Here is a 25631-nt window from a genome sequence, read left to right on the forward strand (position 1 = left end):
GGAACCCGTGCAGTGCATCGCCGATGCGCGGGATTCGCCTCACCCCCATGCCGACTGCACTCGTGCCAGTGGGCAAAGGCAAGAGAGAAACGCTGTGCTGGCCGAATATCTGCCGACTCTGTTGTTCCTGATCGTCGCCACCGGCATCGGTATCGCGCTCATGGTGATCGGGCGTTTCCTCGGCCCGCACCGCCCCGATTCGGCAAAGCTCTCGCCCTACGAGTGCGGCTTCGAGGCATTCGAAGATGCGCGCATGAAGTTCGACGTGCGCTACTACCTGATCGCCATCCAGTTCATCGTCTTCGACCTGGAAATCATCTTCATCGTGCCGTGGACCCAGGTGTTCATGGAGATCGGCCCGCGTTCGCTGGTCACGATGGGCCTGTTCGTCGGCATGCTGTTCCTCGGATTCATCTACGTCTGGAAGAAGGGAGCGCTGGAATGGGAGTGATTCAGACCCTGGATCGCCTGATGACCAACCCGATCCCGGAAGGGCGGGTGGACGATATCCTGCGTCCGCAGGGCGAGAACCCGCTGCTGGAGAAGGGCTACGTCACCACCAGCGTGGATGCGCTGCTGAACTGGGCCAGCACCGGCTCGATGTGGCCGATGACCTTCGGCCTGGCCTGCTGCGCGGTCGAGATGATGCACGCCGGCGCCTCGCGCCTGGACCTGGACCGCTACGGCGTGGTGTTCCGCCCGTCGCCGCGCCAGTCGGACGTGATGATCGTGGCCGGCACCCTGGTCAACAAGATGGCCCCGGCGCTGCGCAAGGTCTACGACCAGATGCCCGACCCGAAGTGGGTGATCTCGATGGGCAGCTGCGCCAACGGCGGCGGCTACTACCACTATTCCTACTCGGTGGTGCGCGGCTGCGACCGCGTGGTGCCGGTCGACGTCTACGTCCCCGGCTGCCCGCCGACGGCCGAGGCGCTGGTCTACGGCATCCTGCAGCTGCAGAAGAAGATCTGGCGAACCCAGACCATCGCGCGCTGACCCCCCGACAACCCCAGAGCACGCCAAGCCCCATGGCAGAGCAAGCATCCTTCATCGACCGGCTCCGCACGCGCTTCGCCAGCGCGCAGGTCCTCGTGGTCGAACCGCGCGGCGAGGCGACGCTGGAAGTGGCGGCCGACGAGTGGCATGCCACCTGCCTGGCGTTGCGCGACGAATTCGGCTTCGAGCAGCTCAGCGACCTGTGCGGGCTCGACTACCTCGGCTACGGCAGCGACGAGTGGGACACCGCCGACGTGTCATCGCAGGGCTTCAGCCGCGGCGTCGAGGGCAAGGCGGTGGGCCGCTTCGCCTGGGGCGAATTCCCCAGCGGCGAGACCTCCGAGGGCACGCAGCCGGTACCGGTGCCGCAGCGCCGCTTCGCGGTGGTCGCGCAGCTGCTGTCGCTGCAGCACAACCAGCGCCTGCGCGTGCGCTGCCACGCGCCGCACGACGAACTGCCGGTGGTGGCCTCGGTCACCGGCATCTGGCCGGGCGCGAACTGGTTCGAGCGCGAGGCGTTCGACCTGTACGGCATCGTCTTCGCCGGCCATCCGGACCTGCGCCGCATCCTCACCGACTACGGCTTCGTCGGCCATCCGTTCCGCAAGGACTTCCCGCTGATCGGCAACGTCGAGGTGCGCTACGACGAGGAGAAGAAGCGGGTGATCTACGAGCCGGTGACCTCGGTCGAGCCGCGCGTGGGCGTGCCGCGGGTGATCCGCGACGACGCGCGCTACCAGACCGCGGCCGGCGAAGCGGCACAGACGGAGGCCAGCAAGTGAGCGAGGCGCAACAGGCCCACGATTTCCACCAGGCCCGGCAGGCCTTTGCGAGCAATCCCGCCGAGGCCCGGCAGGAGATCCGCAACTACACGATGAACTTCGGCCCCCAGCATCCGGCCGCGCACGGCGTGCTGCGCCTGATCCTGGAGATGGACGGCGAGACCGTGGTCCGCGCCGACCCGCACATCGGCCTGCTGCACCGGGGCACCGAGAAGCTGGCCGAGTCCAAGCCGTTCAACCAGTCGATCGGCTACATGGACCGCCTGGACTACGTGTCGATGATGTGCAACGAGCACGCCTACGTGCGCGCGATCGAGACCCTGATGGGGATCGAGGCGCCGGTGCGGGCGCAGTACATCCGCACCATGTTCGACGAGATCACCCGCATCCTGAACCACCTGATGTGGGTCGGCTCCAACGCGCTCGACCTGGGCGCGATGGCGGTGATGCTGTACGCCTTCCGCGAGCGCGAGGAGCTGATGGACTGCTACGAGGCGGTCAGCGGCGCGCGCATGCACGCCACCTACTACCGTCCCGGCGGCGTCTACCGCGACCTGCCCGACCGCATGCCCAGGTACAAGGAGTCGCGCTGGCACAAGGGCAACGCGCTCAAGCGCCTGAACCAGGCGCGCGAGGGCTCGATGCTCGACTTCCTCGAGGACTTCACCAACACCTTCCCGGGGCGGGTGGACGAGTACGAGACCCTGCTCACCGACAACCGCATCTGGAAGCAGCGCACCGTCGGCATCGGCGTGATCAGCCCGGAGCTGGCCAAGGCCTGGGGCATGACCGGTGTCATGCTGCGCGGTTCGGGCATCGAGTGGGACCTGCGCAAGAAGCAGCCCTACGCCAAGTACGACGCGGTCGATTTCGACATCCCGGTCGGCCGCGAAGGCGACTGCTACGACCGCTATCTGGTGCGCATCGCCGAGATGCGCGAGTCCAACCGCATCATCCGGCAGTGCGTGCAGTGGCTCAAGGCCAACCCCGGCCCGGTCATGGTCAAGAACTTCAAGGTCGCCCCGCCCAGCCGCGAGGACATGAAGGACGACATGGAAGCGCTGATCCACCACTTCAAGCTGTTCAGCGAGGGCTACTGCGTGCCGGCCGGCGAGACCTACGCCGCGGTGGAGGCGCCCAAGGGCGAGTTCGGCTGCTACCTGATGTCCGACGGCGCCAACAAGCCGTTCCGCGTGCACCTGCGCGCGCCCGGCTTCGCCCACCTGTCGTCGATCGACGTCACGGTGCGCGGGCACCTGCTGGCCGACGTGGTGGCGATGATCGGTACTTATGATCTGGTGTTCGGTGAGGTCGACCGATGAAGGCGACAGGCAATTTCGAAGCGGCGCGCGACGTCGATCCGATGGTGGTGCTGAGCGATCAGACGCGCGCCCACATCGACCACTGGGCCAGCAAGTTCCCGCCCGAGCGCAAGCGCTCGGCGGTGCTGCAGGGCCTGCATGCGGCGCAGGAACAGAACCAGGGCTGGCTCAGCGACGAGCTGATCGCCGCGGTGGCCAAGTACCTGGACCTGCCGCCGGTGTGGGCCTACGAGGTCGCCAGCTTCTACTCGATGTTCGAGACCGAGCGGGTGGGGCGCAACAACGTCGCCTTCTGCACCAACATCAGCTGCTGGCTCAACGGCGCCGAGGGCCTGGTCGCGCATGCGGAGAAGAAGCTCGGCTGCAAGCTGGGCCAGTCCACCGCCGACGGCCGCGTCTACCTCAAGCGCGAGGAAGAGTGCCTGGCCGGCTGCGCCGGTGCGCCGATGATGGTCATCAACGGCCATTACCACGAGCACCTGACCGTCGAGAAGGTCGACGAGCTGCTGGACGGGCTGGAGTAACGGCATGGCACATCACCAAGAAACCAAGGGGCCGGTCGGGCCGGCACCGCAGCCGCACCAGGTGGTCTACACCACGCTGCACTACGACACCCCGTGGTCGTACGAGAACTATCTCAAGACCGGCGGCTACGCCGCGCTGCGCAAGATCCTCGAGGAGAAGATCGCGCCGGCCGACGTGGTCGAGATGGTCAAGCAGTCCGGCCTGCGCGGTCGCGGCGGCGCGGGCTTCCCGACCGGGCTGAAGTGGTCGTTCATGCCCAAGGACGCGCCGGTCAAGTACATCCTGTGCAACTCGGACGAATCCGAGCCGGGCACCTGCAAGGACCGCGACATCCTGCGCTACAACCCGCATGCGGTGGTCGAGGGCATGGCGATCGCCTGCTATGCCACCGGTTCGAAGACGGCCTACAACTACCTGCGCGGCGAGTTTCACCACGAGCCGTTCGAGCACTTCGAGCAGGCGCTGCGTGACGCCTACGCCAACGGCTGGCTGGGCAAGGACGTGCTTGGCAGCGGCGTGGACATCGATATCTACGCCGCGCTGGGCGCCGGCGCCTACATCTGCGGCGAAGAGACCGCGCTGATGGAGTCGCTGGAAGGCAAGAAGGGCCAGCCGCGCTACAAGCCGCCGTTCCCGGCCAACTTCGGCCTGTACGGCAAGCCCAGCACCATCAACAACACCGAGACCTACGCATCGGTGCCGGCGATCATCCGCAACGGCCCGGAGTGGTTCAAGGGCCTGAGCAAGACCGCCAACGGCGGCCCGAAGATCTTCTCGGTCTCCGGCTGCGTACAGAAGGGGGGCAACTTCGAGGTGCCGCTGGGCACCACCTTCGACGAACTGCTGGAAATGGCCGGCGGCCTGCGTCCGGGCCGCACGCTGAAGGCGGCGATCCCGGGCGGCGTGTCGATGCCGGTGCTCAAGGCCGAGCAGCTCAAGGGGCTGCAGATGGACTACGACACCCTGCGCGCGCTCGGCACCGGCCTGGGCTCGGGCGCGATCGTGGTGCTGGACGACACCGTGTGCTGCGTGCGCTTCGCCTGCCGCATCTCGCAGTTCTTCCACAAGGAATCGTGCGGCCAGTGCACCCCGTGCCGCGAGGGTACCGGCTGGATGCACCGCGTGCTCGAGCGCATCGTCGCCGGCAAGGCGACGATGGAGGACCTGCACCAGCTGAAGAACATCGCCGGACAGATCGAGGGCCACACCATCTGCGCCTTCGGCGAGGCGGCGTCGTGGCCGATCCAGGGCTTCCTGCGCCAGTTCTGGGACGAGTTCGAGTACTACATCGTCAACGGTCGTTCGATCGTCGACGCGCAACTGGGAGCGGCCGCATGAGCGCCCAACCGGTGAACCCCAACGTGCCGCCCGACCACGTCACCATCGAGATCGACGGCCAGAGCCTGGTCGTGCCCAAGGGCTCGATGATCATCCAGGCAGCCGACAAGGCCGGCATCCCGATCCCGCGCTTCTGCTACCACGAGAAGCTGCCGATCGCGGCCAACTGCCGCATGTGCCTGGTCGATGTCGAGAAGTCGCCCAAGCCGTCGCCGGCCTGCGCCACGCCGGTGATGGACGGCATGAAGATCCAGACCCGCAACGAAAAGGCGCTCAAGTACCAGCGCTCGGTGATGGAATTCCTGCTGATCAACCACCCGCTGGACTGCCCGATCTGCGACCAGGGCGGCGAGTGCGAACTGCAGGACGTCTCGCTCGGCTACGGCCGCTCGGTCAGCCGCTTCAACGAGCGCAAGCGCGTGGTGCCCGACGAGGACATCGGCCCGCTGGTCGCCACCGAGATGACCCGCTGCATCCAGTGCACGCGCTGCATCCGTTTCACCGCGGACGTGGCCGGCACCTACGAGCTGGGCGGCATGTACCGCGGCGAGAACCTGCAGATCGGCACCTACGACGGCAAGCCGCTGACCACCGAACTGTCGGGCAACGTCATCGACGTGTGCCCGGTCGGCGCGCTGACCAACAAGGTGTTCCAGTTCCGCGCCCGTCCGTGGGAGCTGCAGGCGCGCGAGTCGCTGGGTTACCACGACGCCATGGGCAGCAACCTGTTCCTGCACGTGCGCCGCGGCGAAGTGCTGCGCGCGGTGCCGCGCGACAACGAGGCGGTCAACGAGTGCTGGCTGTCCGACCGCGACCGCTACTCGCACCAGGGCCTGTACAGCGCCGACCGCGCGGTCAAGCCGCTGCAGAAGGTGGACGGGCAGTGGCAGGAGGTCTCCTGGACCGAGGCGCTGGCCACCGCCGCGCAGATCCTGCGCGACAACCGCGGCGACGACCTCGGCGTCCTGGCGCATCCGGCCACTTCCAACGAGGAAGGCGAGCTGCTGGCGCGCCTGGCCGCCGGGCTGGACAGCGGCAACCTGGACCACCGCATCCTCGGCCGCGACTTCTCCGATGCCGCCGTCGCCGAGCCGTTCGCGCTGCCGCTGGCCGAGATCGAGCAGGCCGACGTGATCGTCGTACTCGGCAGCAACCTGCGCCACGAGCTGCCGCTGCTGCATGCGCGGCTGCGTAAGGCGCAGACCCGCAACGGGGCGAGGATCCATTCGATCAACCCGGTCGATTTCGACTTCGCGTTCGCCCAGGCCGGCAAGCAGATCGTGCCGCCGTCGCGCTACGCCGAGGCGCTGGACGATGCCGCATTGCTGGAGGCGGTCAAGGGCGCCGGTCGCGCGGTGCTGATCGTCGGCGCGCTGGTCGAGAACCACCCGCAGGCCGCCGCGCTGCGCGCCGCCGCGCGCCGCTTCGCCGACGCCACCGGGGCCGCGCTGTGCCGTATCCCGCAGGGCGCCAACGCGCTGGGCCTGGCACGCCGTGGCGTGCTGCCGGGCGCGCGCGACGCGGCCGCGATGCTGGCCGACCCGCGCAAGGCCTACGTGCTGTACGGCATCGAGCCGGGCCTGGACTTCGCCGACACCGCCGCCGCGCGCAAGGCGCTGGCCGGTGCCCGCGTGGTGGCGTTCAGCCAGTTCGCCTGTGCCTCCACCCGCGACGTGGCCGACGTGATCCTGCCGGTCGGCGCGCTGCCCGAGATCGAGGCCACGCTGACCAACCTCGACGGCCGCGACCAGGCGGCCAGGGCCGCCGGCAAGCTGCCGGGCGAGGCCCGCGAGGGCTGGCGCGTGCTGCGTGCGCTGGGCGGCGAACTGCAGCTGCCGGGCTTCGACTTCACCGACCTGGCGGGCCTGCGCGGCACGCTGGCGCCGCGCCAGGTGGCCGTGGCCGCCTCGGCCAGGCCTGTCGTCGGCGACGAGGGCCTGGAAGTGGCCGCGACCGCAGCCATCTACCGCACCGATGCGGTAGTGCGCCGCGCCGCCGCGTTGCAGGCGCATCCGTTGAATGTCGCGCCGCGCATCGTGGTCGCGCTGGCCGACGCGCAGCGCCTGCAGCTGGCGGCCGGGCAGATGGCCAAGGTCGGCGCCGCCGCCGGCACCGCCACGCTGCCGGTCGAGATCGATGGGCGGGTGGCGCAGGGAACGGTCTGGATCGAAACCGGCCATGGCGCGACCGCGCCGCTGGGCGCCGGTCGGGTAACGGTGGTGTCCGCATGAACGAGATGCTGTTGAACGCGGTCGATCCGCTGCACCAGTGGTTCCTGGGGCTGGGCGATATCGGCGTGGTGCTGTGGATCGTGCTGAAGATCCTGCTGATCGCCGTGCCGGTGATCGTGGCGGTGGCCTTCTACGTGGTCTGGGAGCGCAAGCTGATCGGCTGGATGCACGTGCGCCACGGGCCGATGTACGTCGGCATGGGCGTGTTCCAGGCCTTCGCCGACGTGTTCAAGCTGCTGTCCAAGGAGATCATCCAGCCCAGCAGCTCGCACAAGCTGATCTACCTGCTGGCGCCGCTGATCGTGCTGGCGCCGTCGTTCGCCGCCTGGGCTGTGGTGCCGTTCGACTACAGGATCGTGCTGTCCAACGCCAACGCCGGCCTGCTGTACCTGCTGGCGATGACCTCGCTGGGCGTGTACGGCATCATCCTCGCCGGCTGGGCGTCCAACTCCAAGTACGCGTTCCTGGGCGCGATGCGCTCGGCCGCGCAGGTGGTCAGCTACGAGATCGCGATGGGCTTCGCCCTGGTCGGCGTGATGATCGCCGCCGGCAGCCTCAACCTGAGCCAGATCGTGCTGGCGCAGCAGGGCGACTCCGGCTTCCTCGACTGGTTCCTGATCCCGCTGTTCCCGCTGTTCATCGTCTACTGGGTGTCCGGCGTGGCCGAGACCAACCGCGCCCCGTTCGACGTGGTCGAGGGCGAGTCGGAGATCGTCGCCGGCCACATGGTCGAATACTCCGGCGGCTCGTTCGCGCTGTTCTTCCTGGCCGAATACGCCAACATGATCCTGGTCAGCTTCCTGATCTCGATCTTCTTCCTCGGCGGCTGGCTGAGCCCGATCCAGGGCTGGATCACCGCCGACGTGTCGCCGTGGGTGAACTGGATCTGGACCGGCGGCTGGCCGTGGCTGCTGCTCAAGGTGCTGTTCTTCGCCAGCGCGTACATCTGGTTCCGCGCCAGCTTCCCGCGCTACCGCTACGACCAGATCATGCGCCTGGGCTGGAAGGTGTTCATTCCGCTGACCATCGCATGGATCGCGGTGACGGCATTGATGGTGTTCTACGGCGTGATCCAGAAGGGTGTCTGACGCGATGAACAAGATTACCCACTATTTCAAGAGTCTGATGCTGCTGGAGCTGCTCGGCGGCCTGTGGCTGACGCTCAAGTACACCTTCAAGCCCAAGTACACCGTGCTGTACCCGATGGAGAAGTTCCCGCAGTCGCCGCGCTTCCGCGGCCTGCACGCGCTGCGCCGCTATCCCAACGGCGAGGAGCGCTGCATCGCCTGCAAGCTGTGCGAGGCGGTGTGCCCGGCGCTGGCCATCACCATCGACTCGACCAAGCGCGAGGACGGCAGCCGCCGCACCACCCGCTACGAGATCGACCTGTTCAAGTGCATCTACTGCGGGTTCTGCGAGGAGAGCTGCCCGGTGGACTCGATCGTGGAGACCCACATCCACGAGTACCACTTCGAGAACCGCGGCGAGAACGTCGTCACCAAGCCGCAGCTGCTGGCACTGGGGGACCGGCTGGAAGCCGAGATCGCCGAGCGCCGCGCCGCCGACTCCGCTTTCCGCTGAGGTCATGATGGACTGGGTCAATATCGCCTTCTACGTCTTTTCCGCCGTCGCGGTGGTCGCCGCCGGCGCGGTGATCAGCGTGCGCAACTCGGTCTACGCCGTGTTGAGCCTGATCCTGACGTTCTTCTCCGTGGCCTGCATCTGGCTGCTGGTCGGTGCCGAGTTCCTCGGCGTGGCGCTGGTGCTGGTGTACGTGGGCGCGGTGATGGTGCTGTTCCTGTTCGTGGTGATGATGCTCGACCTGGACACCGACAAGCTGCGCGAAGGCTGGGTGCGCTACCTGCCGGTCGGCGCGATCGTGGCGATCGCGATGCTGGTGCAGATGCTGGTGCTGATCGGCGTCAAGGCGCGCAGCCAGGCACCGTTCCCGGCCGACAACGCCGCCGCGCAGGCCGCCGACAGCTCCAACATCACCTGGCTGGCGCGTAGCCTGTTCACCGAGTACCTGCTGCCGTTCGAGTTCGCCGCGGTCATCCTGACCGTGGCGGTGGTCGCGGCGGTGATGCTGACCCTGCGCAAGCGCGAGGGCGTCAAGCGCCAGGACATCGGCGCACAGACCCGGGTCAAGGCCGGCGACCGCCTGCGCATGGTCAAGATGCAGGCCGAAGCGCGCCCCGGCGCCGCGCCGGCCGCCGAACCCGCTTCCCCGGAGGCCAAGCCATGATCACCCTGGGCCACATGCTGTCGCTGGGCGCGGTGCTGTTCTGCATCAGCCTCGCCGGCATCTTCCTCAACCGCAAGAACGTCATCGTGCTGCTGATGTCGATCGAGCTGATGCTGCTGTCGGTCAACATCAACTTCATCGCCTTCTCGCGCGAGATGGGAGACACGGCCGGGCAGCTGTTCGTGTTCTTCATCCTGACCGTGGCCGCCGCCGAGGCCGCGATCGGCCTGGCGATCCTGGTGACCCTGTTCCGTACCCGCCGCACGATCAATGTGGCCGAAGTCGATTCGCTGAAGGGCTGATCCGAAGATGGAAACCACTCTCTCCAAGGGTCTGCTGATCGCGGTGGTGCTGGCGCCGCTGCTGGGCAGCATCGTCGCCGGACTGCTGGGCCGCCAGGTCGGGCGCAAGGGCGCGCAGTTCGTCACCATCCTCGGCGTGGCGGTCAGCTGCGCGCTGTCGTGCTGGACGCTGTACCAGCTGCTGGGGCAGGGCGCGGCGCCGTTCAACGAGAACCTGTACACGTTCTTCGACGTCGGCAGCTACTCGGCGCACGTCGGCTTCATGGTCGACCGGCTGACCGCGATGATGATGGTGGTGGTGACCTTCGTGTCGCTGCTGGTGCACATCTACACCGTCGGCTACATGGCCGACGATCCCGGCTACCAGCGCTTCTTCAGCTACATCTCGCTGTTCACCTTCTCCATGCTCACGCTGGTGATGAGCAACAACTTCCTGCAGCTGTTCTTCGGCTGGGAAGCGGTGGGCCTGGTGTCGTACCTGCTGATCGGCTTCTGGTTCAAGCGCCCGACCGCGATCTTCGCCAACATGAAGGCGTTCATCGTCAACCGCGTCGGCGACTTCGGCTTCCTGCTCGGCATCGCCGGCGTGCTGCTGTGGTTCGGCACGCTCGACTACGCCACCGTGTTCGCCAATGCGCCGCTGCTGGCCGGTGCCCAGGTGCAGCTGTTCGAGGGCCACCTGTGGAGCGTGACCACGCTGATCTGCATCTGCCTGTTCATCGGCGCGATGGGCAAGTCGGCGCAGGTGCCGCTGCACGTGTGGCTGCCTGACTCGATGGAAGGCCCGACCCCGATCTCGGCGCTGATCCACGCCGCGACCATGGTCACCGCCGGCATCTTCATGGTGGCGCGCATGTCGCCGCTGTTCGAGCTGTCCGAGACCGCGCTGAACTTCGTGCTGTTCATCGGCGCCACCACCGCGTTCTTCACCGGCCTGATCGGCATCGTGCAGAGCGACATCAAGCGCGTGGTCGCCTATTCCACGCTGTCGCAGCTGGGCTACATGACCGTGGCGCTGGGCGTGTCGGCGTACTCGGCGGCGGTGTTCCACCTGATGACCCACGCCTTCTTCAAGGCGCTGCTGTTCCTGGGCGCCGGCTCGGTCATCATCGCCATGCACCACGAGCAGGACATGCGCAGGATGGGCGGGCTGCGCAAGTACATGCCGATCACCTTCGTCACCATGTGGATCGGCACGCTGGCGCTGGTCGGCACGCCGTTCTTCTCCGGCTTCTATTCCAAGGACAGCATCATCGAGGCGGCCGCGCACCACGCCCATGAGGCGCCGGGCTGGATCGCCACCTACGGCTACTGGGCGGTGCTGGGCGGCGTGCTGGTGACCAGCTTCTACAGCTTCCGCCTGCTGTTCCTGACCTTCCACGGCAAGGAGCGCTTCCGCGACGACGGCCACGGCCACGGCGCGCATGCGCATGCCGACGCCGAGCACGCCGACGCCGAGGCACAGGTGCACGCCCATGACGAGGACCACGGCCACGGCCATGGCGCGCACGAGCCGCACGAGTCGCCGTGGGTGGTGACCGTGCCGCTGATCCTGCTGGCGATCCCGTCCATCGCGATCGGCTTCTTCACCATCGGGCCGATGCTGTTCGGCACCGACTGGGCCGGCCACCACGCCGCCGAGGCGATCAAGGGCCAGACCGTATCGTTCTTCACCGGCATCGTCGATTTCCACGATCCGGCGCGCGATACCGTCGGCGCACTGGCCGAGGAGTTCCACGGTCCGGTCGCCTTCGCCCTGCATGGCATGACCACCGCGCCGTTCCTGCTGACCGTGGCCGGCTTCCTGCTCGCGGCGCTGATGTACCTGTGGAAGCCGTCGCTGGCGCCGCGCGCGCGCAGGTTCTTCGCGCCCGTGGTGTGGCTGCTGGAGAACAAGTACGGTTTCGACAAGCTGTGGATCAATGGTTTCGCCGGAGGCGGTGTCGTCCTGGGGCGGGTCGCCAACGGCATCGACGGCAAGCTCGTCGACGGCGTGGCGGTCAATGGCACCGCACGCCTGGTCGACCTGGCGGCCAACCTGTTGCGTCGCACGCAATCCGGTTTCCTCTATCACTACGCCTTCGCGATGATCATCGGCCTGATTGCCCTGTTGGCAGTCCTGATGCATTTCTGGCGTTGACCTGTACGGAATAAGAAGACGTGTCGAACTGGCCCCTACTGAGTGTCCTGATCTGGCTGCCGATCCTCGGCGGCATCCTGATCCTCGCGTTGCGCGACGCACGCATCGCCCGCTGGGCGGCGCTGGCGGTCGCCCTGGCGACCTTCGTGCTGAGCGTGCCGCTGTGGACCGGCTTCGACCGTGGCACCGACGCGCTGCAGTTCGTCGAGCAGCACGCGTGGATCCCGGCCTTCAAGATCGGCTACAACCTGGGCGTGGACGGCATCGCGGTGGCGCTGATCGTGCTGACCACGCTGGTCACGGTGCTGGCGCTGGTCGGCGCCTGGACCTCGATCCAGAAGCGGGTCAACCAGTACGTGGCCTCGTTCCTGATCCTGGAAGGCGTGACCGTGGGCATCTTCGCCGCCACCGACGCGATGCTGTTCTACGTGTTCTTCGAAGCGATGCTGGTGCCGATGTTCCTGATCATCGGCGTATGGGGCGGGCCGCGGCGCATCTACGCGGCGCTGAAGTTCTTCCTCTACACCTTCCTCGGTTCGCTGTTCATGCTGGTCGGGCTGATCTACCTGTACCTGAAGGGCGGCAGCTTCCAGCTGGCCGACCTGTACGCGCTGCAGCTGACCGCGCGCGAGCAGACCTGGCTGTTCTTCGCCTTCCTGATCGCCTTCGCGGTCAAGGTGCCGATGTTCCCGGTGCACACCTGGCTGCCGGACGCGCACGTGGAGGCGCCGACCGCCGGCTCGGTGATCCTGGCGGCGATCGCGCTGAAGATCGGCGGCTACGGCTTCCTGCGCTTCAACCTGCCGATCGTGCCCGACGCCAGCCACCAGTTCGCCTGGCTGGTGATCGCGCTGTCGCTGATCGCGGTGATCTACGTCGGCCTGGTGGCGCTGGTGCAGAGCGACATGAAGAAGCTGATCGCCTATTCGTCGATCGCGCACATGGGCTTCGTCACCCTGGGCTGCTTCATCGCCTTCACCCTGGTGCGCGACTACGGCAGCATCGATGCCGCCCGCCTGGGCCTGCAGGGCGCGATGGTGCAGATGATCTCGCACGGCTTCGTCTCCGGCGCGATGTTCTCCTGCGTCGGCGTGCTGTACGACCGCATGCACACCCGCCGCATCGCCGACTACGGCGGCGTGGCCAACGTGATGCCGTGGTTCGCCACCTTCGCCATGCTGTTCTACATGGCCAACGCCGGCCTGCCGGGCACCAGCGGCTTCGTCGGCGAGTTCATGATCATCCTGGCCAGCTTCCAGAAGCATCCGCTGGTGGCGCTGGGTGCGGCCACCACGCTGATCATCGGCGCGGCCTACACGCTGTGGCTGTACAAGCGGGTGTTCTTCGGCGAGGTGGCCAACGCCCACGTCGCCGGGCTGAAGGACCTCAACGGGCGCGAGTGGCTGGTGCTGGGCGTGTTCGCCATCGGCGTGCTGGTGCTGGGCTTCTATCCCAAGCCGCTGACCGACCTGATGGAGCCGTCGATCGCCAAGCTGGTCTCGCAGATCGCGGTCAGCAAGCTGTGATCGCCGCGAACGTACTGATTTCCAGGATTTGATGATGACCACGCCGACGTCCCTGCCGTTGACCGCCGCCGATATCGCACCGCTCGTGCCCGAGCTGGTGGTGATCGGCGGTGCATTCGTACTGCTGATCCTGGACCTGTTCATCAGCCAGAAGCAGAAGATCTGGACGCACGTCCTGTCGGTGGCGATCCTGGCCGCGGCCTTCGCGCTGCTCGTCACCGGCACCGGCGGGCAGGGCGAGGTCTTCCATGGCATGTTCGTGCGCGACGCCGCCTCGGACGTGATGAACACGGTGATCGTGCTGCTCAGCGCGCTGACCCTGGTGTACGGCTGGAGCTACCTGCGCGAGCGCGACCTCTACCAGGGCGAGATCCCGGTGCTGGTGCTGTTCGCCACCGCCGGCATGATGGTGCTGGTCTCGGCCGGCAACCTGCTGATGGCCTACCTGGGGCTGGAGCTGCTGGCGCTGTGCTCGTACGCGCTGGTGGCCTGCAACCGCGACAACCGCCTGGCGACCGAGGCGGCGATGAAGTACATCGTGCTCGGTTCGCTGGCCTCGGGCCTGCTGCTGTACGGCATGTCGCTGATCTACGGCGCCACCGGCACGCTCGGCCTGGCCGGCATCCACGATGCCATCGCCGATTCGTCCGAGCGCACGCTGCTGCTGACCGGCACGATCTTCATGATCGCCGGCGTGGCCTTCAAGCTGGGCGCGGCGCCGTTCCACATGTGGCTGCCGGACGTGTACCAGGGCGCGCCGGCGCCGATCGCGCTGTTCATCAGTTCCGCGCCCAAGCTGGCCGCGTTCGGCATGGCCTACCGGTTGCTGGAAGTGGGCGTGGGCCCGCTGTCGGAGCAGTGGCACTGGCTGATCGGCGGCCTGGCGGCGCTGTCGCTGGTGGTCGGCAACCTGATGGCGGTGGCGCAGGGCAACCTCAAGCGCATGCTGGCGTACTCGACCGTTTCGCACATCGGCTTCCTGCTGCTGGGCGTGGCCGGCGGCGGGCAGGAGGGTTTCTCCGCCTCGCTGTTCTACGCCATCGGCTACGCGCTGATGTCCACCGCCTCGTTCGGCGCGATCATCGCACTGTCGCGCGGCGGCTTCGAGGCCGAGAACATCGACGACTTCAAGGGCCTGAACGCGCGCAACCCGTGGATGGCGGGGCTGGTGCTGCTGATCATGATGTCGCTCGCGGGCGTGCCGCCGTTCCTGGGTTTCTGGACCAAGCTGGCGGTGCTGGGCGCGGCCATCAACGGCGGCATGCTGTGGCTGGCGATCCTGGGCGTGGTGTGCGCGGTGATCGGCGCGTTCTACTACCTGCGCGTGGTCAAGGTGATGTATTTCGACGAGCCGGTGGGCGAGCCGCTGCCCGCCAACAACGACCGCGTGCTGGGCCTCGTGCTGAGCGTCAACGCGCTGTTGCTGCTGGTGTCGCCACTGTTCCTCAACAGCATCATCGCCTGGTGCCAGCAGGCTTTCTCGCAATTGACGTGATCCAATGACAAAAGACGATTTCGGGCTTGCAATCCCGGGGCGGAATCGTCATAATCTCTTTCTCTGCTGCGGGGTGGAGCAGTCTGGCAGCTCGTCGGGCTCATAACCCGAAGGTCGCAGGTTCAAATCCTGCCCCCGCTACCAAGTTTTGCGAATGCCGGGATCAAGATGTTTTGGTCCCGGTTTTTCGAAAAGCTCGGGCTTCGCGAAGACGCATGTTCCCGTCTTTGCAACCGGAATCCAGCGTGACCGGAGTCGTACCGGACAAGGGGCCCAACGGGCCCTTTGTCGTTTCCGGAGTTCGGGAAACGCCTCGGGGCAGGTTGGCAAGGGATCCACCAATCACCAACAAGGCAGGCCGTGAGCGACAAGGCAACGGAAATCGCGAATCTGCTGGCTCCCACCGTGCATGCGCTGGGGCTGGAACTGCTGGGTGCGGAATATCTTCCGGCACCGGGCAGTGCAACGCTGCGCCTCTACATCGACGTTCCCGTGGCCGAGCAGCCCGGGCGCGTGGTCAATGTCGACGACTGCGAGCGCGTGAGCCGCGAGGTTTCCGCGCAGCTCGATGTGGAGGACCCGATCAGCGGCAACTACACTCTGGAGGTGTCTTCTCCCGGGGTGGACCGGCCGCTGTTCGCCGCGGCGCAGTTCCTGCGCCATGTCGGCGAGTCGGCCAAGGTCGGGCTGAAGCTGCCGCAGGACGGTCGCCGCCGGCTGCAGGGGCGGATCGCCAGGGTGGAGGACGACGGATCGATCACGTTCGAGGTGGACGGCACCGAGTTCGTCGTCGCGTTCGACAATATCGACAAGGCCCGCATCGTTCCCGACTGGGAAGCGCTGGGTCTCGCTCCACGCAAACCAGGCAGGCCCGCCGCCGGCAAGGCGGGCAAGCCGAACAAGAAACCATCCAACGAGCCAGCGGCCCAAAAGCCGCGCCCGGAGTAACCAAATGAGCAAGGAACTTTTGCTGGTAGTGGACGCGGTCGCCAACGAGAAAGGCGTGCCGCGCGAAGTGATCTTCGAAGCCATCGAGGCCGCGCTGGCCTCGGCGGCGAAGAAGCGCTATCCCGACCAGGACGTGCTGGCGCGCGTGTCGATCGACCGCAAGGACGGCAGCTACGAGACCTTCCGCCGCTGGGAAGTGGTCCCCGACGACGTGGTGATGGAGTCCCCGGACCGCCAGATCCGCATGATGGACGCGGTCGACGAGGCCGACGGCGTGGAGGTCGGCGACTACATCGAGGAGCAGATCGAGAACCCGGACTTCGGCCGCATCGCCGCGCAGGCCGCCAAGCAGGTGATCGTGCAACGCGTGCGCGAGGCCGAGCGCCAGCAGGTGGTCGACGCGTGGAAGGACCGTGTCGGCGAGCTGATCACCGGCGTGGTCAAGCGCGTGGAGCGCGGCAGCGTCTACGTCGACCTGGGCGGCAATGCCGAAGGCTTCATTCCCAAGGACAAGGGCATCCCGCGCGACGTCGTGCGCGCCGGCGACCGCATCCGTGGCTACCTGGCCGAGGTCCGCTCCGAGCCGCGCGGCCCGCAGCTGTTCATCAGCCGCGCCGCGCCGGAGTTCATGATCGAGCTGTTCAAGCTGGAAGTGCCGGAAGTGGGCCAGGGCCTGGTCGAGATCAAGGCCTGCGCGCGCGATCCCGGCGACCGCGCCAAGATCGCCGTGCTCGCCCACGACAACCGCACCGACCCGATCGGCGCCTGCATCGGCATGCGCGGTTCGCGCGTGCAGGCGGTGTCCAACGAGCTCAACGGCGAGCGCGTGGACATCGTGCTGTGGAACGAGAACCCGGCCAACTTCGTCATCAACGCGATGGCGCCGGCCGAGGTGCAGTCGATCATCGTCGACGAGGAGAAGCACTCGATGGACCTGGCGGTGGCCGAGGACCGGCTGGCGCAGGCCATCGGCAAGGGCGGCCAGAACGTGCGCCTGGCCAGCCGCCTGACCGGCTGGCAGCTCAACGTGATGACCGCCGACCAGGTGCAGGCCAAGAGCGAGGCCGAGCAGGCCGTGGCCCGCCAGCTGTTCATGGAGAAGCTGGAAGTGGACGAGGAGATCGCCGGCATCCTGGTGTCGGAGGGCTTCAACACCGTCGAGGAAGTGGCCTACGTGCCGGTCGGCGAGCTGCTGGCGGTGGAGGGCTTCGACGAGGACATCGTCGAGGAACTGCGCGCCCGCGCCCGCGATGCGCTGCTCAACGAGGCGCTGGCGGCCGAGGAGGAGCATGGCGACGACCAGCCCGCCGAGGACCTGCTGGCGCTGGAAGGCATGGACGAGGACACCGCCCACGCGCTGGCCGCGCATGGCGTGCGCACCAGCGAGGAGCTGTCCGACCTGGCGGCCGACGAGATCGCCGAGTTCGGCATCGAGGGATTGGACCAGGAGCGCGCCGCGGCGCTGATCCTGGCCGCTCGTGCCGAGGAGATCGCTCGCCTGGAGCGCGGCGAATGAGCCGGCGATGAACACCGCCCTGACCCGATCAGGGCTTAAAATCCGCGCTTCCTTCGCATGCGAGGGGGCGCCAACTAGATCATAGGATCCGAATGTCGCAGCAAACCACCACCATCCGCAAGCTTGCCGAGCTGGTCAATACGCCGGTCGAGAAACTGCTGGAACAGCTGGCCGAGGCCGGCATGAAGTTCAGCGGTCCCGACCAGGCCGTGACCAGTACCGAGAAGATGAAGTTGCTTGGCTTCCTGCGCCGCACCCACGGCAAGAGCGAAGCGCCGGCGGAGGCCGCCGAGGCCGCGCCGAAGAAGATCACGCTCAATCGCCGCAAGCTGCAGGAAGTCACGGTCAGTGCCGGGCGCAGCAAGACCACCGTCAACGTCGAGGTGCGGCAGAAGCGCACCTACGTCAAGGCGGCGGCCGAGAGCGAGGCGCGCAGGCCGGCGGCGACGACCGGGCCGGTGGATGACGAGCGCGCCGAGATCCTGCGCAAGCTGGAGGAATCCAAGCAGCGCAACCTGGCAGAACAGCAGCGCCTGGCCGAGATCGATCGCCAGCGTGCCGAGGAGGCCGAGCGCAAGCGCAAGCAGGAAGAGGCCGAGCGCCAGCGCGTCGAGGACGAGCGCAAGGCGGCCGAAGCCGCCGCCAAGGTTGTTGCTGGCGGTCCGGAGGAGGCGCCGGCATCCAGGCCGGTGCGCCAGCCTGCTGCGGCCGCGCCGAAGGCACCGCCGCGTGCCGCCGACGATCGCAAGCACAAGCCGCGCAGCGGCGAGGAAGACGACGCCGCCAGTCGTTTCGGCGGCAAGCTGCACCTGTCCGCGGCCGACCGTGCCCGTCGCAGCAACGTGCGCGGCAAGCCCAGGCCGGGTTCGCGCCGGCAGGGCGACCAGTCGCGCAACGGCGGCGGCAGCCACGGCTTCGAGCGTCCCACCGCACCGGTGGTGCGCGAGGTGGCGATCGGCGACTCCATCACCGTGGCCGACCTGGCGCAGAAGCTCGCGCTCAAGGGCGGCGAGGTGGTCAAGGCGCTGTTCAAGATGGGCGTGATGGCCACCATCACCCAGACCATCGATTTCGATACCGCCGCACTGGTGACCGAGGAACTGGGCCACAAGGTCGTGCGTGCCGGGACCGACGACGTCGAAGAGGTGCTGCTGGCGCAGACCGAGGAGACGCAGGGCGAGCAGCGCCCGCGTCCGCCGGTGGTGACCATCATGGGCCACGTCGACCACGGCAAGACCTCGCTGCTGGACTACATCCGCCGCACCAAGGTCGCCTCGGGCGAGGCCGGCGGCATCACCCAGCACATCGGCGCGTACCACGTGCAGACCGGCAAGGGCGTCATCAGCTTCCTCGACACCCCCGGCCATGCCGCCTTCACCTCGATGCGCGCGCGTGGCGCCAAGATCACCGACATCGTGGTGCTGGTGGTGGCGGCCGACGACGGCGTGATGCCGCAGACCAAGGAGGGCGTGCAGCATGCCAAGGCGGCCGGCGTGCCGCTGATCATCGCGATCAACAAGATCGACAAGTCCGATGCCGACCCGCAGCGGGTGAAGAACGAACTGCTGGCCGAGGACGTAGTGGCCGAGGAATTCGGCGGCGACACCCAGTTCGTCGAGCTTTCGGCCAAGACCGGGCAGGGCGTGGACGAGCTGCTCGACGCGATCTCGCTGCAGGCCGAAGTGCTCGAGCTCAAGGCCTCGCCGGAAGGCCGCGCCAGCGGCGTGGTCATCGAGTCCTCGCTGGACAAGGGCCGCGGCCCGGTGGCGACGGTGCTGGTGCAGCAGGGCAGCCTGAAGAAGGGCGACTACCTGGTGTGCGGCACCCAGTACGGCCGCGTGCGCGCGCTGTTCGACGAGACCGGCGCCCAGCCCGAGCAGGCGGGGCCGTCGATCCCGGTGCAGGTGCTGGGCCTGTCGGGCGTGCCCGACGCCGGCGACGACTTCGTCGTGGTCGACGACGAGCGCCTGGCCAAGGACGTGGCGCAGCAGCGCGAGACCAAGCGCCGCGAGTCGCGCCTGGTGCAGTCCGCCGGCAGCCGCATGGAAGACATCATGGCGCAGATGGGCAAGGGCGAAGGCCAGCAGGTGCTCAACCTGGTGGTCAAGGCCGATGTCCAGGGCTCGGTGGAGGCGCTCAAGCAGGCGCTGGTGGCGCTGTCCAACAACGAGATCCGCATCAACGTGATCCACTCCGGCGTGGGCGGCATCACCGAGTCCGACGCCAACTCGGCGGTGGCCTCCAAGGCCACGGTGATCGGCTTCAACGTGCGTGCCGACGCCTCGGCGCGGCGCATCATCGAGGCCAACGGCGTGGACCTGCGCTACTTCTCGATCATCTACGACGTGATCGACCAGGTGAAGCAGGTGGCGTCCGGCCTGCTGGGCGTGGAGATCCGCGAGGAGATCATCGGCATCGCCGAGGTCCGCGACGTGTTCCGCAGCTCCAAGTTCGGCGCGGTCGCCGGCTGCATGGTCGTGGAGGGCGTGGTCAAGCGCAACAAGCCGATCCGCGTGCTGCGCGACAGCGTGGTCGTGTTCGAGGGCGAGCTGGAGTCGCTGCGCCGCTTCAAGGAGAACGTCGAGGAGGTCCGCAGCGGTACCGAGTGCGGCATCGGCGTGAAGGCCTACAACGACGTCAAGCCCGGCGACCAGATCGAGTGCTTCGAGCGCATCGAGGTCCAGCGCACGCTGTAACCGGGCACGGTCCGCGACGACGCTGCCGCTCCTTCCGGGGCGGCAGCCGATCCGGATGCCCGTATGGAGGATTGCACCATGCCAACCAAATCGTTCCACCGTACCGACCGCGTGTCGGCCCAGCTGCGCCGCGAACTGGGCACGCTGGTGCACGCCGCCGTGCGCGAGCATGGCCTGCCGTCGATCAGCGTGTCCGACGTCGAGGTCACCCGCGACCTGGCCCATGCCAAGGTGTTCGTCACGGCGTTGCAGCCGGAGCGTTCGGCCGAGGCGATGAAGGGCCTGAAGGACATCGGCTACGAGCTGCGCATGCAGCTGGCCCATGCGATGAAGCTGCGCCACGTGCCCGAGCTGCACTTCCACTACGACGATTCGGTGGACCGCGGCGAGCGCATCGAGAACCTGCTGCGCGAACTGCCCGACACGGGCAGCGACGGCGACAGCGGGCGCTGAGTCGCTTCCCGGGCCGGCGCGGGCATCGTCGGCGACGGCCGTCCAGTCCCGGACGAGCCGGCGTTCCCACGGTCCAGCCATCGGGCCGGGCGTGATCCGGCGCGTGGTCCTGCCTGCCGCGGATCGGCGCTGTCCAGGCCCATCAAACGATCAACCGCGATGCCCCGAATCCCGTTCCGCCGTGTCGACGGCATCCTGCTGCTGGACAAGCCGTCCGGCATGAGTTCCAACCAGGCGCTGCAGGCGGTGCGGCGCCTGCTGCGCGCCGAGAAGGGCGGCCATACCGGCAGCCTGGATCCCCTGGCCACCGGCCTGCTGCCGCTGTGCCTGGGCGAAGCCACCAAGATCGCCGGCCAGCTGCTGGGGGCGGACAAGGCCTACGACGCCGAGATCGTGCTCGGCATCACCACCGACACCGACGATGCCGACGGCGCGGTGCTGCGCGTGCGCGAGGTGCCGGCGATCGGCCCGGCCACGCTGGAGGCGGCGCTGGCGCCGCTGCGCGGGCGCATCCGCCAGCGCGCGCCGATCTACTCGGCGCTCAAGCAGGGCGGCGAGCCGCTGTACGCCAAGGCCCGGCGCGGCGAGGCGATCGAGGCGCCCGAGCGCGAGGTGCAGGTGCATGCCATCGAGGTGCTGGAGCACGCGGGCGAACGCCTGCGACTGCGCGTCACCTGCGGATCGGGCACCTACATCCGCAGCCTGGCGCGCGACCTGGGCGAGGCGCTGGGCTGCGGCGCGCACATCGCCGCGCTGCGACGGCTGTGGGTCGACCCGTTCAGGCAGCCGCGGATGGTCACCCTGGACGAACTGCGCGATGCGCTCGCCGCCGACGAGGACGCCGCGGGGCCGTGGCTGCTGCCACTGGCCGCGGGCCTGGCCGGCCATCCGCGCATCGAGCTCGACGGCGAGCGGGTACGGCGTTTCCGCATGGGGCAGCGGCAGCGCGATGCCGGGTTTGCCGCAGGGGAGGTGGCGGTGTTCGACGCCGGCGGACAGCCGGTCGGACTCGGCCGGATCGATCATTCAGGTTTGTTGTCGCCGCAGCGGCTGTTCAATCTCGCCCGGGAGCCTTGAGGCGCCTTGTCCGCCGCCCCCAACGCCGGTACAATTTCGCGGCCTTTTACGGCATCTCGCGCCCAGTGCGCATCCCAAGCCAACGGCGAGTCACGCGGTGCGTCCAGACACGTTCCTGCGGGCCACGCATCTTCCGAGAAAATTCCATGTCCATCGACACCCAGAAAGTCATTGAAGACAACAAGCGCAGCGGCAACGATACCGGTTCGCCGGAGGTGCAGGTCGCCCTGCTGACCGCCCGCATCGAGCTGCTGACCGAGCACTTCAAGACCCACAAGAAGGATCATCACAGCCGCCGCGGCCTGCTGCAGATGGTCAACCGCCGCCGCAGCCTGCTCGACTACCTGAAGGGCAAGGACGCCGACCGCTACAAGGCACTGATCGAGAAACTCGGCCTGCGCCGCTAACCGAACCATCCGCCGCGGCGCAGCGATGCGCCGCGGCTTCATTTTGGCTGTTCGTAATCCGTACTACCGCCGGCCGGACCCGCTCGGCCACCCGTCCTCGGCAAGGGTCGAGAACGGTCCATCGCAGAAAGCATCATCCAAGGAAACCCCCGTGGCAAAAATCACCAAAACCTTCCAGTACGGCAAGCACACCGTCACTCTGGAGACGGGCGAGGTCGCCCGTCAGGCCAGCGGCGCCGTCATCGTCAAGATGGACGACACCGTACTGCTGGTCACCGCTGTCGCCGCCAAGAGCGCGCGCGAGGGCCAGGACTTCTTCCCGCTGACCGTGGATTACCAGGAGAAGTTCTACGCCGGCGGCCGGATCCCGGGCGGCTTCTTCAAGCGCGAAGGCCGTGCGACCGAGAAGGAGACGCTGATCTCGCGCCTGATCGATCGTCCGATCCGTCCGCTGTTCCCGGAGGACTACAAGAACGAGATCCAGATCATCGCCACGGTGATGTCGCTGAATCCTGAAATCGACGGCGACATCCCGGCCCTGATCGGCGCCTCGGCGGCGCTGTCGCTGGCCGGCACCCCGTTCAAGGGCCCGATCGGCGCGGCCAAGGTCGGCTACAGGAACGGCGAGTACATCCTCAACCCGACCGCCGCCGAGCTGAAGGAATCGCAGCTGGAGCTGGTCGTGGCCGGTACCGCCAACGCGGTGCTGATGGTGGAGTCCGAGGCGGCGCTGCTGTCCGAGGAAGTGATGCTGGGCGCGGTGACCTTCGGCCATCGCGAGATGCAGAAGGTCATCAACGCGATCAACGAGCTGACCGTGGAAGCCGGCACCAAGCCGTCCGAGTGGGTCGCCCCGGCCAAGAACGAGGCCTTGATCGCCGCGCTGAAGGAAACCGTCGGCAGCAAGCTGGCCGAGGCCTTCCAGGTGCGCGACAAGCTGCAGCGCCGCGATGCCATCGCCGCGATCAAGAAGGACGCCGTCGAGGCGCTCGCCGGCCGCGTCGAGGCCGAGGGCTGGAACCCGGCCGACCTGGCCAAGGAGTTCGGCGAGCTGGAATACCACACCATGCGCGACTCGGTGCTGGAGACCAAGGTCCGCATCGACGGCCGTGCGCTGGACACCGTGCGCCCGATCAGCGTGAAGGCCGGCGTGCTGCCGCGCACCCACGGCTCGGCGCTGTTCACCCGCGGCGAGACCCAGGCGATCGTGGTCACCACGCTGGGCACCGCCCGCGACGGCCAGGTGATCGACGCGGTCTCCGGCGAGTACAAGGAAAACTTCCTGTTCCATTACAACTTCCCCCCCTACTCGGTGGGCGAGTGCGGCCGCTTCGGCGCGCCCAAGCGCCGCGAGATCGGCCACGGCCGCCTGGCCAAGCGCGGCGTGCTGGCGGTGATGCCGAGCATGGAGGAGTTCCCGTACACGATCCGCGTGGTCTCGGAGATCACCGAGTCCAACGGTTCCTCGTCGATGGCCTCGGTGTGCGGCTCGTCGCTGTCGCTGATGGACGCCGGCGTGCCGGTGAAGGCGCCGGTGGCCGGCATCGCCATGGGCCTGGTGAAGGAAGACGATCGCTTCGTCGTGCTGAGCGACATCCTGGGCGACGAGGATCACCTCGGCGACATGGACTTCAAGGTCGCCGGTACCGCCGAGGGCGTGTCCGCGCTGCAGATGGACATCAAGATCGAGGGCATCACCGAGGAGATCATGAAGCAGGCGCTGGAGCAGGCCAAGGCCGGCCGTCTGCACATCCTCGGCGAGATGTCCAAGGCGCTGACCACGCCGCGCTCGGAGCTGTCCGACTACGCGCCGCGCCTGCTGACCATCAAGATCCACCCGGACAAGATCCGCGAAGTGATCGGCAAGGGCGGCTCGACCATCCAGGCCATCACCAAGGAGACCGGCACCCAGATCGACATCCAGGACGACGGCACCATCGTCATCGCCTCGGTCAACGCGATCGCCGCGCAGGCGGCCAAGTCGCGCATCGAGCAGATCACCTCGGACGTCGAGCCGGGCCGGATCTACGAGGGCAAGGTCGCCAAGATCATGGACTTCGGCGCGTTCGTGACCATCCTGCCGGGCAAGGACGGCCTGGTGCACGTCTCGCAGATCTCCAGCGAGCGCGTGGAGAAGGTGTCCGACAAGCTGAAGGAAGGCGACCTGGTCAAGGTCAAGGTGCTGGAAGTGGACAAGCAGGGCCGCATCCGCCTGTCGATCAAGGCCGTGGAAGAAGACGCCGCCGCCGGCGTGGTCGCCGCCGAGTAATCGGCCGGCCACCGCATCGCGGTCGTGGAGGAAAGCGGGCTTCGGCCCGCTTTCTTTTTGTGCGTGGTGCCGGCGATGAGGGGAAGTGCCGGTGGCAGCGCCGGCCGGCTGTGTGGCCCCTGCAAGCGCAGCGCATGCGGGAGGGGCGATGCCCTGGGTGCGCTGCGCCTGCCCGGGCTACGGAGATGCGGGGAAACCGACGCCTGTGACAGGCGGCCGCGTCAGTGCCGGCGCGGCGGACGCCCGTACAGCTTGCGCAGTTCGTCCTTGGCGCGTTCCAGTACCTGCCGGCGCTGCGCATCCAGGTGGCGGCCGGCCCGATTGATGTAGAAGGTCAGCATCGACATCGCCGAGCGGTACGGCTCGGCCTTGCGCCGCGAGCTGTGCTCGGCCGAGCGCTTGAGCGAGCGGGCGATCGAGCGCGGATCGTCGCGTTCGAATACTCCGGGTACCAGGTCCATCGCGTCGCTGGTCTCGGTGACGTGCTGCGACCAGCGCGCCGGTTGGCGCTTGCCGCCGGCCTTGGCCTGTCCTGTCGTCATCGGGTTGCCTCCTCGTATCGTCGGAATGGCGGAGATGGGGCGGCCGCGCGAGGTCGACCCAGGGAAATCTGGTCCGCGACTGGGTACCGGGGGCGTGACCCCGGCCCACGCGCCAAATCAGTGCTGGGCGTGCGCCTGGCGGGTATGTGCGGCCTTGCGCGCCGCCGCCGAACGGCCCGCCGCGCCCTTGGTGCGGGCGGCCTTCGTGGCCGCTGCCGAGCGGTCGGCGGTGCTGCGCTTGCTCGCGGCCTGCTTGGTCTGGCTGGACAGCGCCGACTTCGAGGCAGTGGACGTGCTGGCCTTCTTCAAGGTCTTCTTCACCGCCTTGGAGCGAGTCGCCGAGGTCTTCTTGGCGGGCTGCTTGCCGGCCTCGCTGTCCTGGGCCGCCTTGCGCTTGGTCTCGGGCGATGCCGTCTTGGAGGCGGGAACCTTCACGCCGGCGCGGCGCGCCTTCGACAGGCCGATGGCGATGGCCTGCCTGGTCGACTTGGCGCCGTGCTTGCCTTCCCGCACGTGCTCGATTTCCTCGTGCACGAACTCGCCGGCCTGGGTGCTGGCGGCCTTGCCTTGGCGCCGGTCGCGTTGGGCACGTTCGACAGTCTTCTTCTCGGGCATGATCTTCTCCGGACGCGGGATGGAAGGCCGGGCCCAGGCCGGTGGACGGACGGAACCCGACCGTTCCGACCCTAAGGGCGGCAACGTAAATGCGCTGCCAATGCGAGCGGCGGTTTCCTTCACGCCGGTGTCCGCGTGGTGAACGGTTCATCGCCGCGGGGGCGTTCGCCGTCGCTCGGGCGCATTGCCTGGCCTGCCTCCCACCC

At 67.7% G+C, this 25631-nt stretch carries 23 protein-coding genes and 1 tRNA gene; 22 read left to right on the forward strand and 2 right to left on the reverse strand.

What is annotated here, in order from left to right:
- Positions 1-94 precede the first annotated feature (94 nt).
- From LRX76_RS09630 to pnp, 22 genes are all read left to right on the forward strand, one after another.
- Positions 95-451 carry an NADH-quinone oxidoreductase subunit A gene (locus LRX76_RS09630; protein WP_231804529.1) on the forward strand — a complete coding sequence of 119 codons (357 nt, stop codon included), beginning with the start codon at positions 95-97 and terminating at the stop codon, positions 449-451.
- Positions 442-996 carry an NADH-quinone oxidoreductase subunit B gene (locus tag LRX76_RS09635; RefSeq protein WP_231804531.1) on the forward strand — a complete coding sequence of 185 codons (555 nt, stop codon included), beginning with the start codon at positions 442-444 and terminating at the stop codon, positions 994-996. The genes LRX76_RS09630 and LRX76_RS09635 overlap by 10 nt, the downstream gene beginning before the upstream one ends.
- A gap of 32 nt (positions 997-1028) precedes the next feature.
- The gene (locus LRX76_RS09640) at positions 1029-1778 is read left to right on the forward strand and encodes an NADH-quinone oxidoreductase subunit C (RefSeq protein WP_231804533.1); all 750 of its coding nucleotides are present in this window, start codon (positions 1029-1031) and stop codon (positions 1776-1778) included.
- Between the two features lie 92 nt (positions 1779-1870).
- The gene (locus LRX76_RS09645) at positions 1871-3100 is read left to right on the forward strand and encodes an NADH-quinone oxidoreductase subunit D (protein WP_231804802.1); all 1230 of its coding nucleotides are present in this window, start codon (positions 1871-1873) and stop codon (positions 3098-3100) included.
- Positions 3097-3624, forward strand: a complete 528-nt coding sequence (nuoE, locus tag LRX76_RS09650; protein ID WP_231804535.1) for an NADH-quinone oxidoreductase subunit NuoE — start codon at positions 3097-3099, stop codon at positions 3622-3624. Before LRX76_RS09645 ends, nuoE begins: the two co-directional genes overlap by 4 nt.
- A 4-nt stretch (positions 3625-3628) precedes the next feature.
- Positions 3629-4963 carry an NADH-quinone oxidoreductase subunit NuoF gene (gene nuoF / locus LRX76_RS09655; protein ID WP_231804537.1) on the forward strand — a complete coding sequence of 445 codons (1335 nt, stop codon included), beginning with the start codon at positions 3629-3631 and terminating at the stop codon, positions 4961-4963.
- Positions 4960-7194 carry an NADH-quinone oxidoreductase subunit NuoG gene (gene nuoG, locus LRX76_RS09660; protein WP_231804539.1) on the forward strand — a complete coding sequence of 745 codons (2235 nt, stop codon included), beginning with the start codon at positions 4960-4962 and terminating at the stop codon, positions 7192-7194. Before nuoF ends, nuoG begins: the two co-directional genes overlap by 4 nt.
- Positions 7191-8282 carry an NADH-quinone oxidoreductase subunit NuoH gene (nuoH, locus tag LRX76_RS09665; protein WP_231804541.1) on the forward strand — a complete coding sequence of 364 codons (1092 nt, stop codon included), beginning with the start codon at positions 7191-7193 and terminating at the stop codon, positions 8280-8282. The genes nuoG and nuoH overlap by 4 nt, the downstream gene beginning before the upstream one ends.
- A 4-nt stretch (positions 8283-8286) precedes the next feature.
- Entirely contained in the window at positions 8287-8775 is a 489-nt protein-coding gene (nuoI, locus tag LRX76_RS09670; protein WP_231804543.1) for an NADH-quinone oxidoreductase subunit NuoI, read from the forward strand.
- Between the two features lie 4 nt (positions 8776-8779).
- Complete coding sequence (locus LRX76_RS09675; protein WP_231804545.1) at positions 8780-9439, forward strand: NADH-quinone oxidoreductase subunit J; 660 nt, start codon at positions 8780-8782, stop codon at positions 9437-9439.
- On the forward strand, positions 9436-9741 hold the full coding sequence (gene nuoK / locus LRX76_RS09680) for an NADH-quinone oxidoreductase subunit NuoK (protein ID WP_231804547.1): 306 nt from the start codon (positions 9436-9438) through the stop codon (positions 9739-9741). The genes LRX76_RS09675 and nuoK overlap by 4 nt, the downstream gene beginning before the upstream one ends.
- A 7-nt stretch (positions 9742-9748) precedes the next feature.
- Entirely contained in the window at positions 9749-11881 is a 2133-nt protein-coding gene (gene nuoL / locus LRX76_RS09685) for an NADH-quinone oxidoreductase subunit L (RefSeq protein WP_231804549.1), read from the forward strand.
- Positions 11882-11901: 20 nt separating this feature from the next.
- The gene (locus LRX76_RS09690; protein WP_231804551.1) at positions 11902-13407 is read left to right on the forward strand and encodes an NADH-quinone oxidoreductase subunit M; all 1506 of its coding nucleotides are present in this window, start codon (positions 11902-11904) and stop codon (positions 13405-13407) included.
- A gap of 34 nt (positions 13408-13441) precedes the next feature.
- Positions 13442-14902, forward strand: a complete 1461-nt coding sequence (nuoN, locus tag LRX76_RS09695; protein WP_231804553.1) for an NADH-quinone oxidoreductase subunit NuoN — start codon at positions 13442-13444, stop codon at positions 14900-14902.
- 67 nt (positions 14903-14969) lie between these two features.
- A tRNA-Met gene (locus LRX76_RS09700) sits at positions 14970-15046 on the forward strand.
- A 216-nt stretch (positions 15047-15262) separates the two neighbouring features.
- Complete coding sequence (gene rimP / locus LRX76_RS09705; RefSeq protein WP_231804555.1) at positions 15263-15850, forward strand: ribosome maturation factor RimP; 588 nt, start codon at positions 15263-15265, stop codon at positions 15848-15850.
- Positions 15851-15854: 4 nt separating this feature from the next.
- Positions 15855-17366: a transcription termination factor NusA gene (nusA, locus tag LRX76_RS09710; RefSeq protein WP_231804557.1), complete on the forward strand. Its 1512-nt coding sequence runs from the start codon at positions 15855-15857 to the stop codon at positions 17364-17366.
- Between the two features lie 92 nt (positions 17367-17458).
- A complete protein-coding gene (infB, locus tag LRX76_RS09715; protein ID WP_231804559.1) occupies positions 17459-20062 on the forward strand; it encodes a translation initiation factor IF-2 in 2604 nt (867 codons plus the stop codon).
- Positions 20063-20140: 78 nt separating this feature from the next.
- The gene (rbfA, locus tag LRX76_RS09720; protein ID WP_231804561.1) at positions 20141-20515 is read left to right on the forward strand and encodes a 30S ribosome-binding factor RbfA; all 375 of its coding nucleotides are present in this window, start codon (positions 20141-20143) and stop codon (positions 20513-20515) included.
- Positions 20516-20674: 159 nt separating this feature from the next.
- On the forward strand, positions 20675-21592 hold the full coding sequence (gene truB, locus LRX76_RS09725) for a tRNA pseudouridine(55) synthase TruB (protein ID WP_231804563.1): 918 nt from the start codon (positions 20675-20677) through the stop codon (positions 21590-21592).
- 146 nt (positions 21593-21738) lie between these two features.
- On the forward strand, positions 21739-21999 hold the full coding sequence (gene rpsO, locus LRX76_RS09730; protein ID WP_231804565.1) for a 30S ribosomal protein S15: 261 nt from the start codon (positions 21739-21741) through the stop codon (positions 21997-21999).
- A gap of 151 nt (positions 22000-22150) precedes the next feature.
- Positions 22151-24268, forward strand: a complete 2118-nt coding sequence (gene pnp, locus LRX76_RS09735) for a polyribonucleotide nucleotidyltransferase (protein ID WP_231804567.1) — start codon at positions 22151-22153, stop codon at positions 24266-24268.
- Between the two features lie 221 nt (positions 24269-24489).
- Here the strand turns inward: pnp and LRX76_RS09740 are convergent, their stop codons facing one another.
- A complete protein-coding gene (locus LRX76_RS09740) occupies positions 24490-24810 on the reverse strand; it encodes a DUF3175 domain-containing protein (protein ID WP_231804569.1) in 321 nt (106 codons plus the stop codon).
- Positions 24811-24927: 117 nt separating this feature from the next.
- Positions 24928-25425 (reverse strand): DUF6496 domain-containing protein, encoded by a 498-nt coding sequence (locus tag LRX76_RS09745; RefSeq protein ID WP_231804804.1) that lies wholly within the window; start codon positions 25423-25425, stop codon positions 24928-24930.
- Positions 25426-25631 lie beyond the last annotated feature (206 nt).

The sequence above is a fragment of the Stenotrophomonas sp. MMGLT7 genome, assembly GCF_021168555.1.
Classification (GTDB): domain Bacteria; phylum Pseudomonadota; class Gammaproteobacteria; order Xanthomonadales; family Xanthomonadaceae; genus MMGLT7.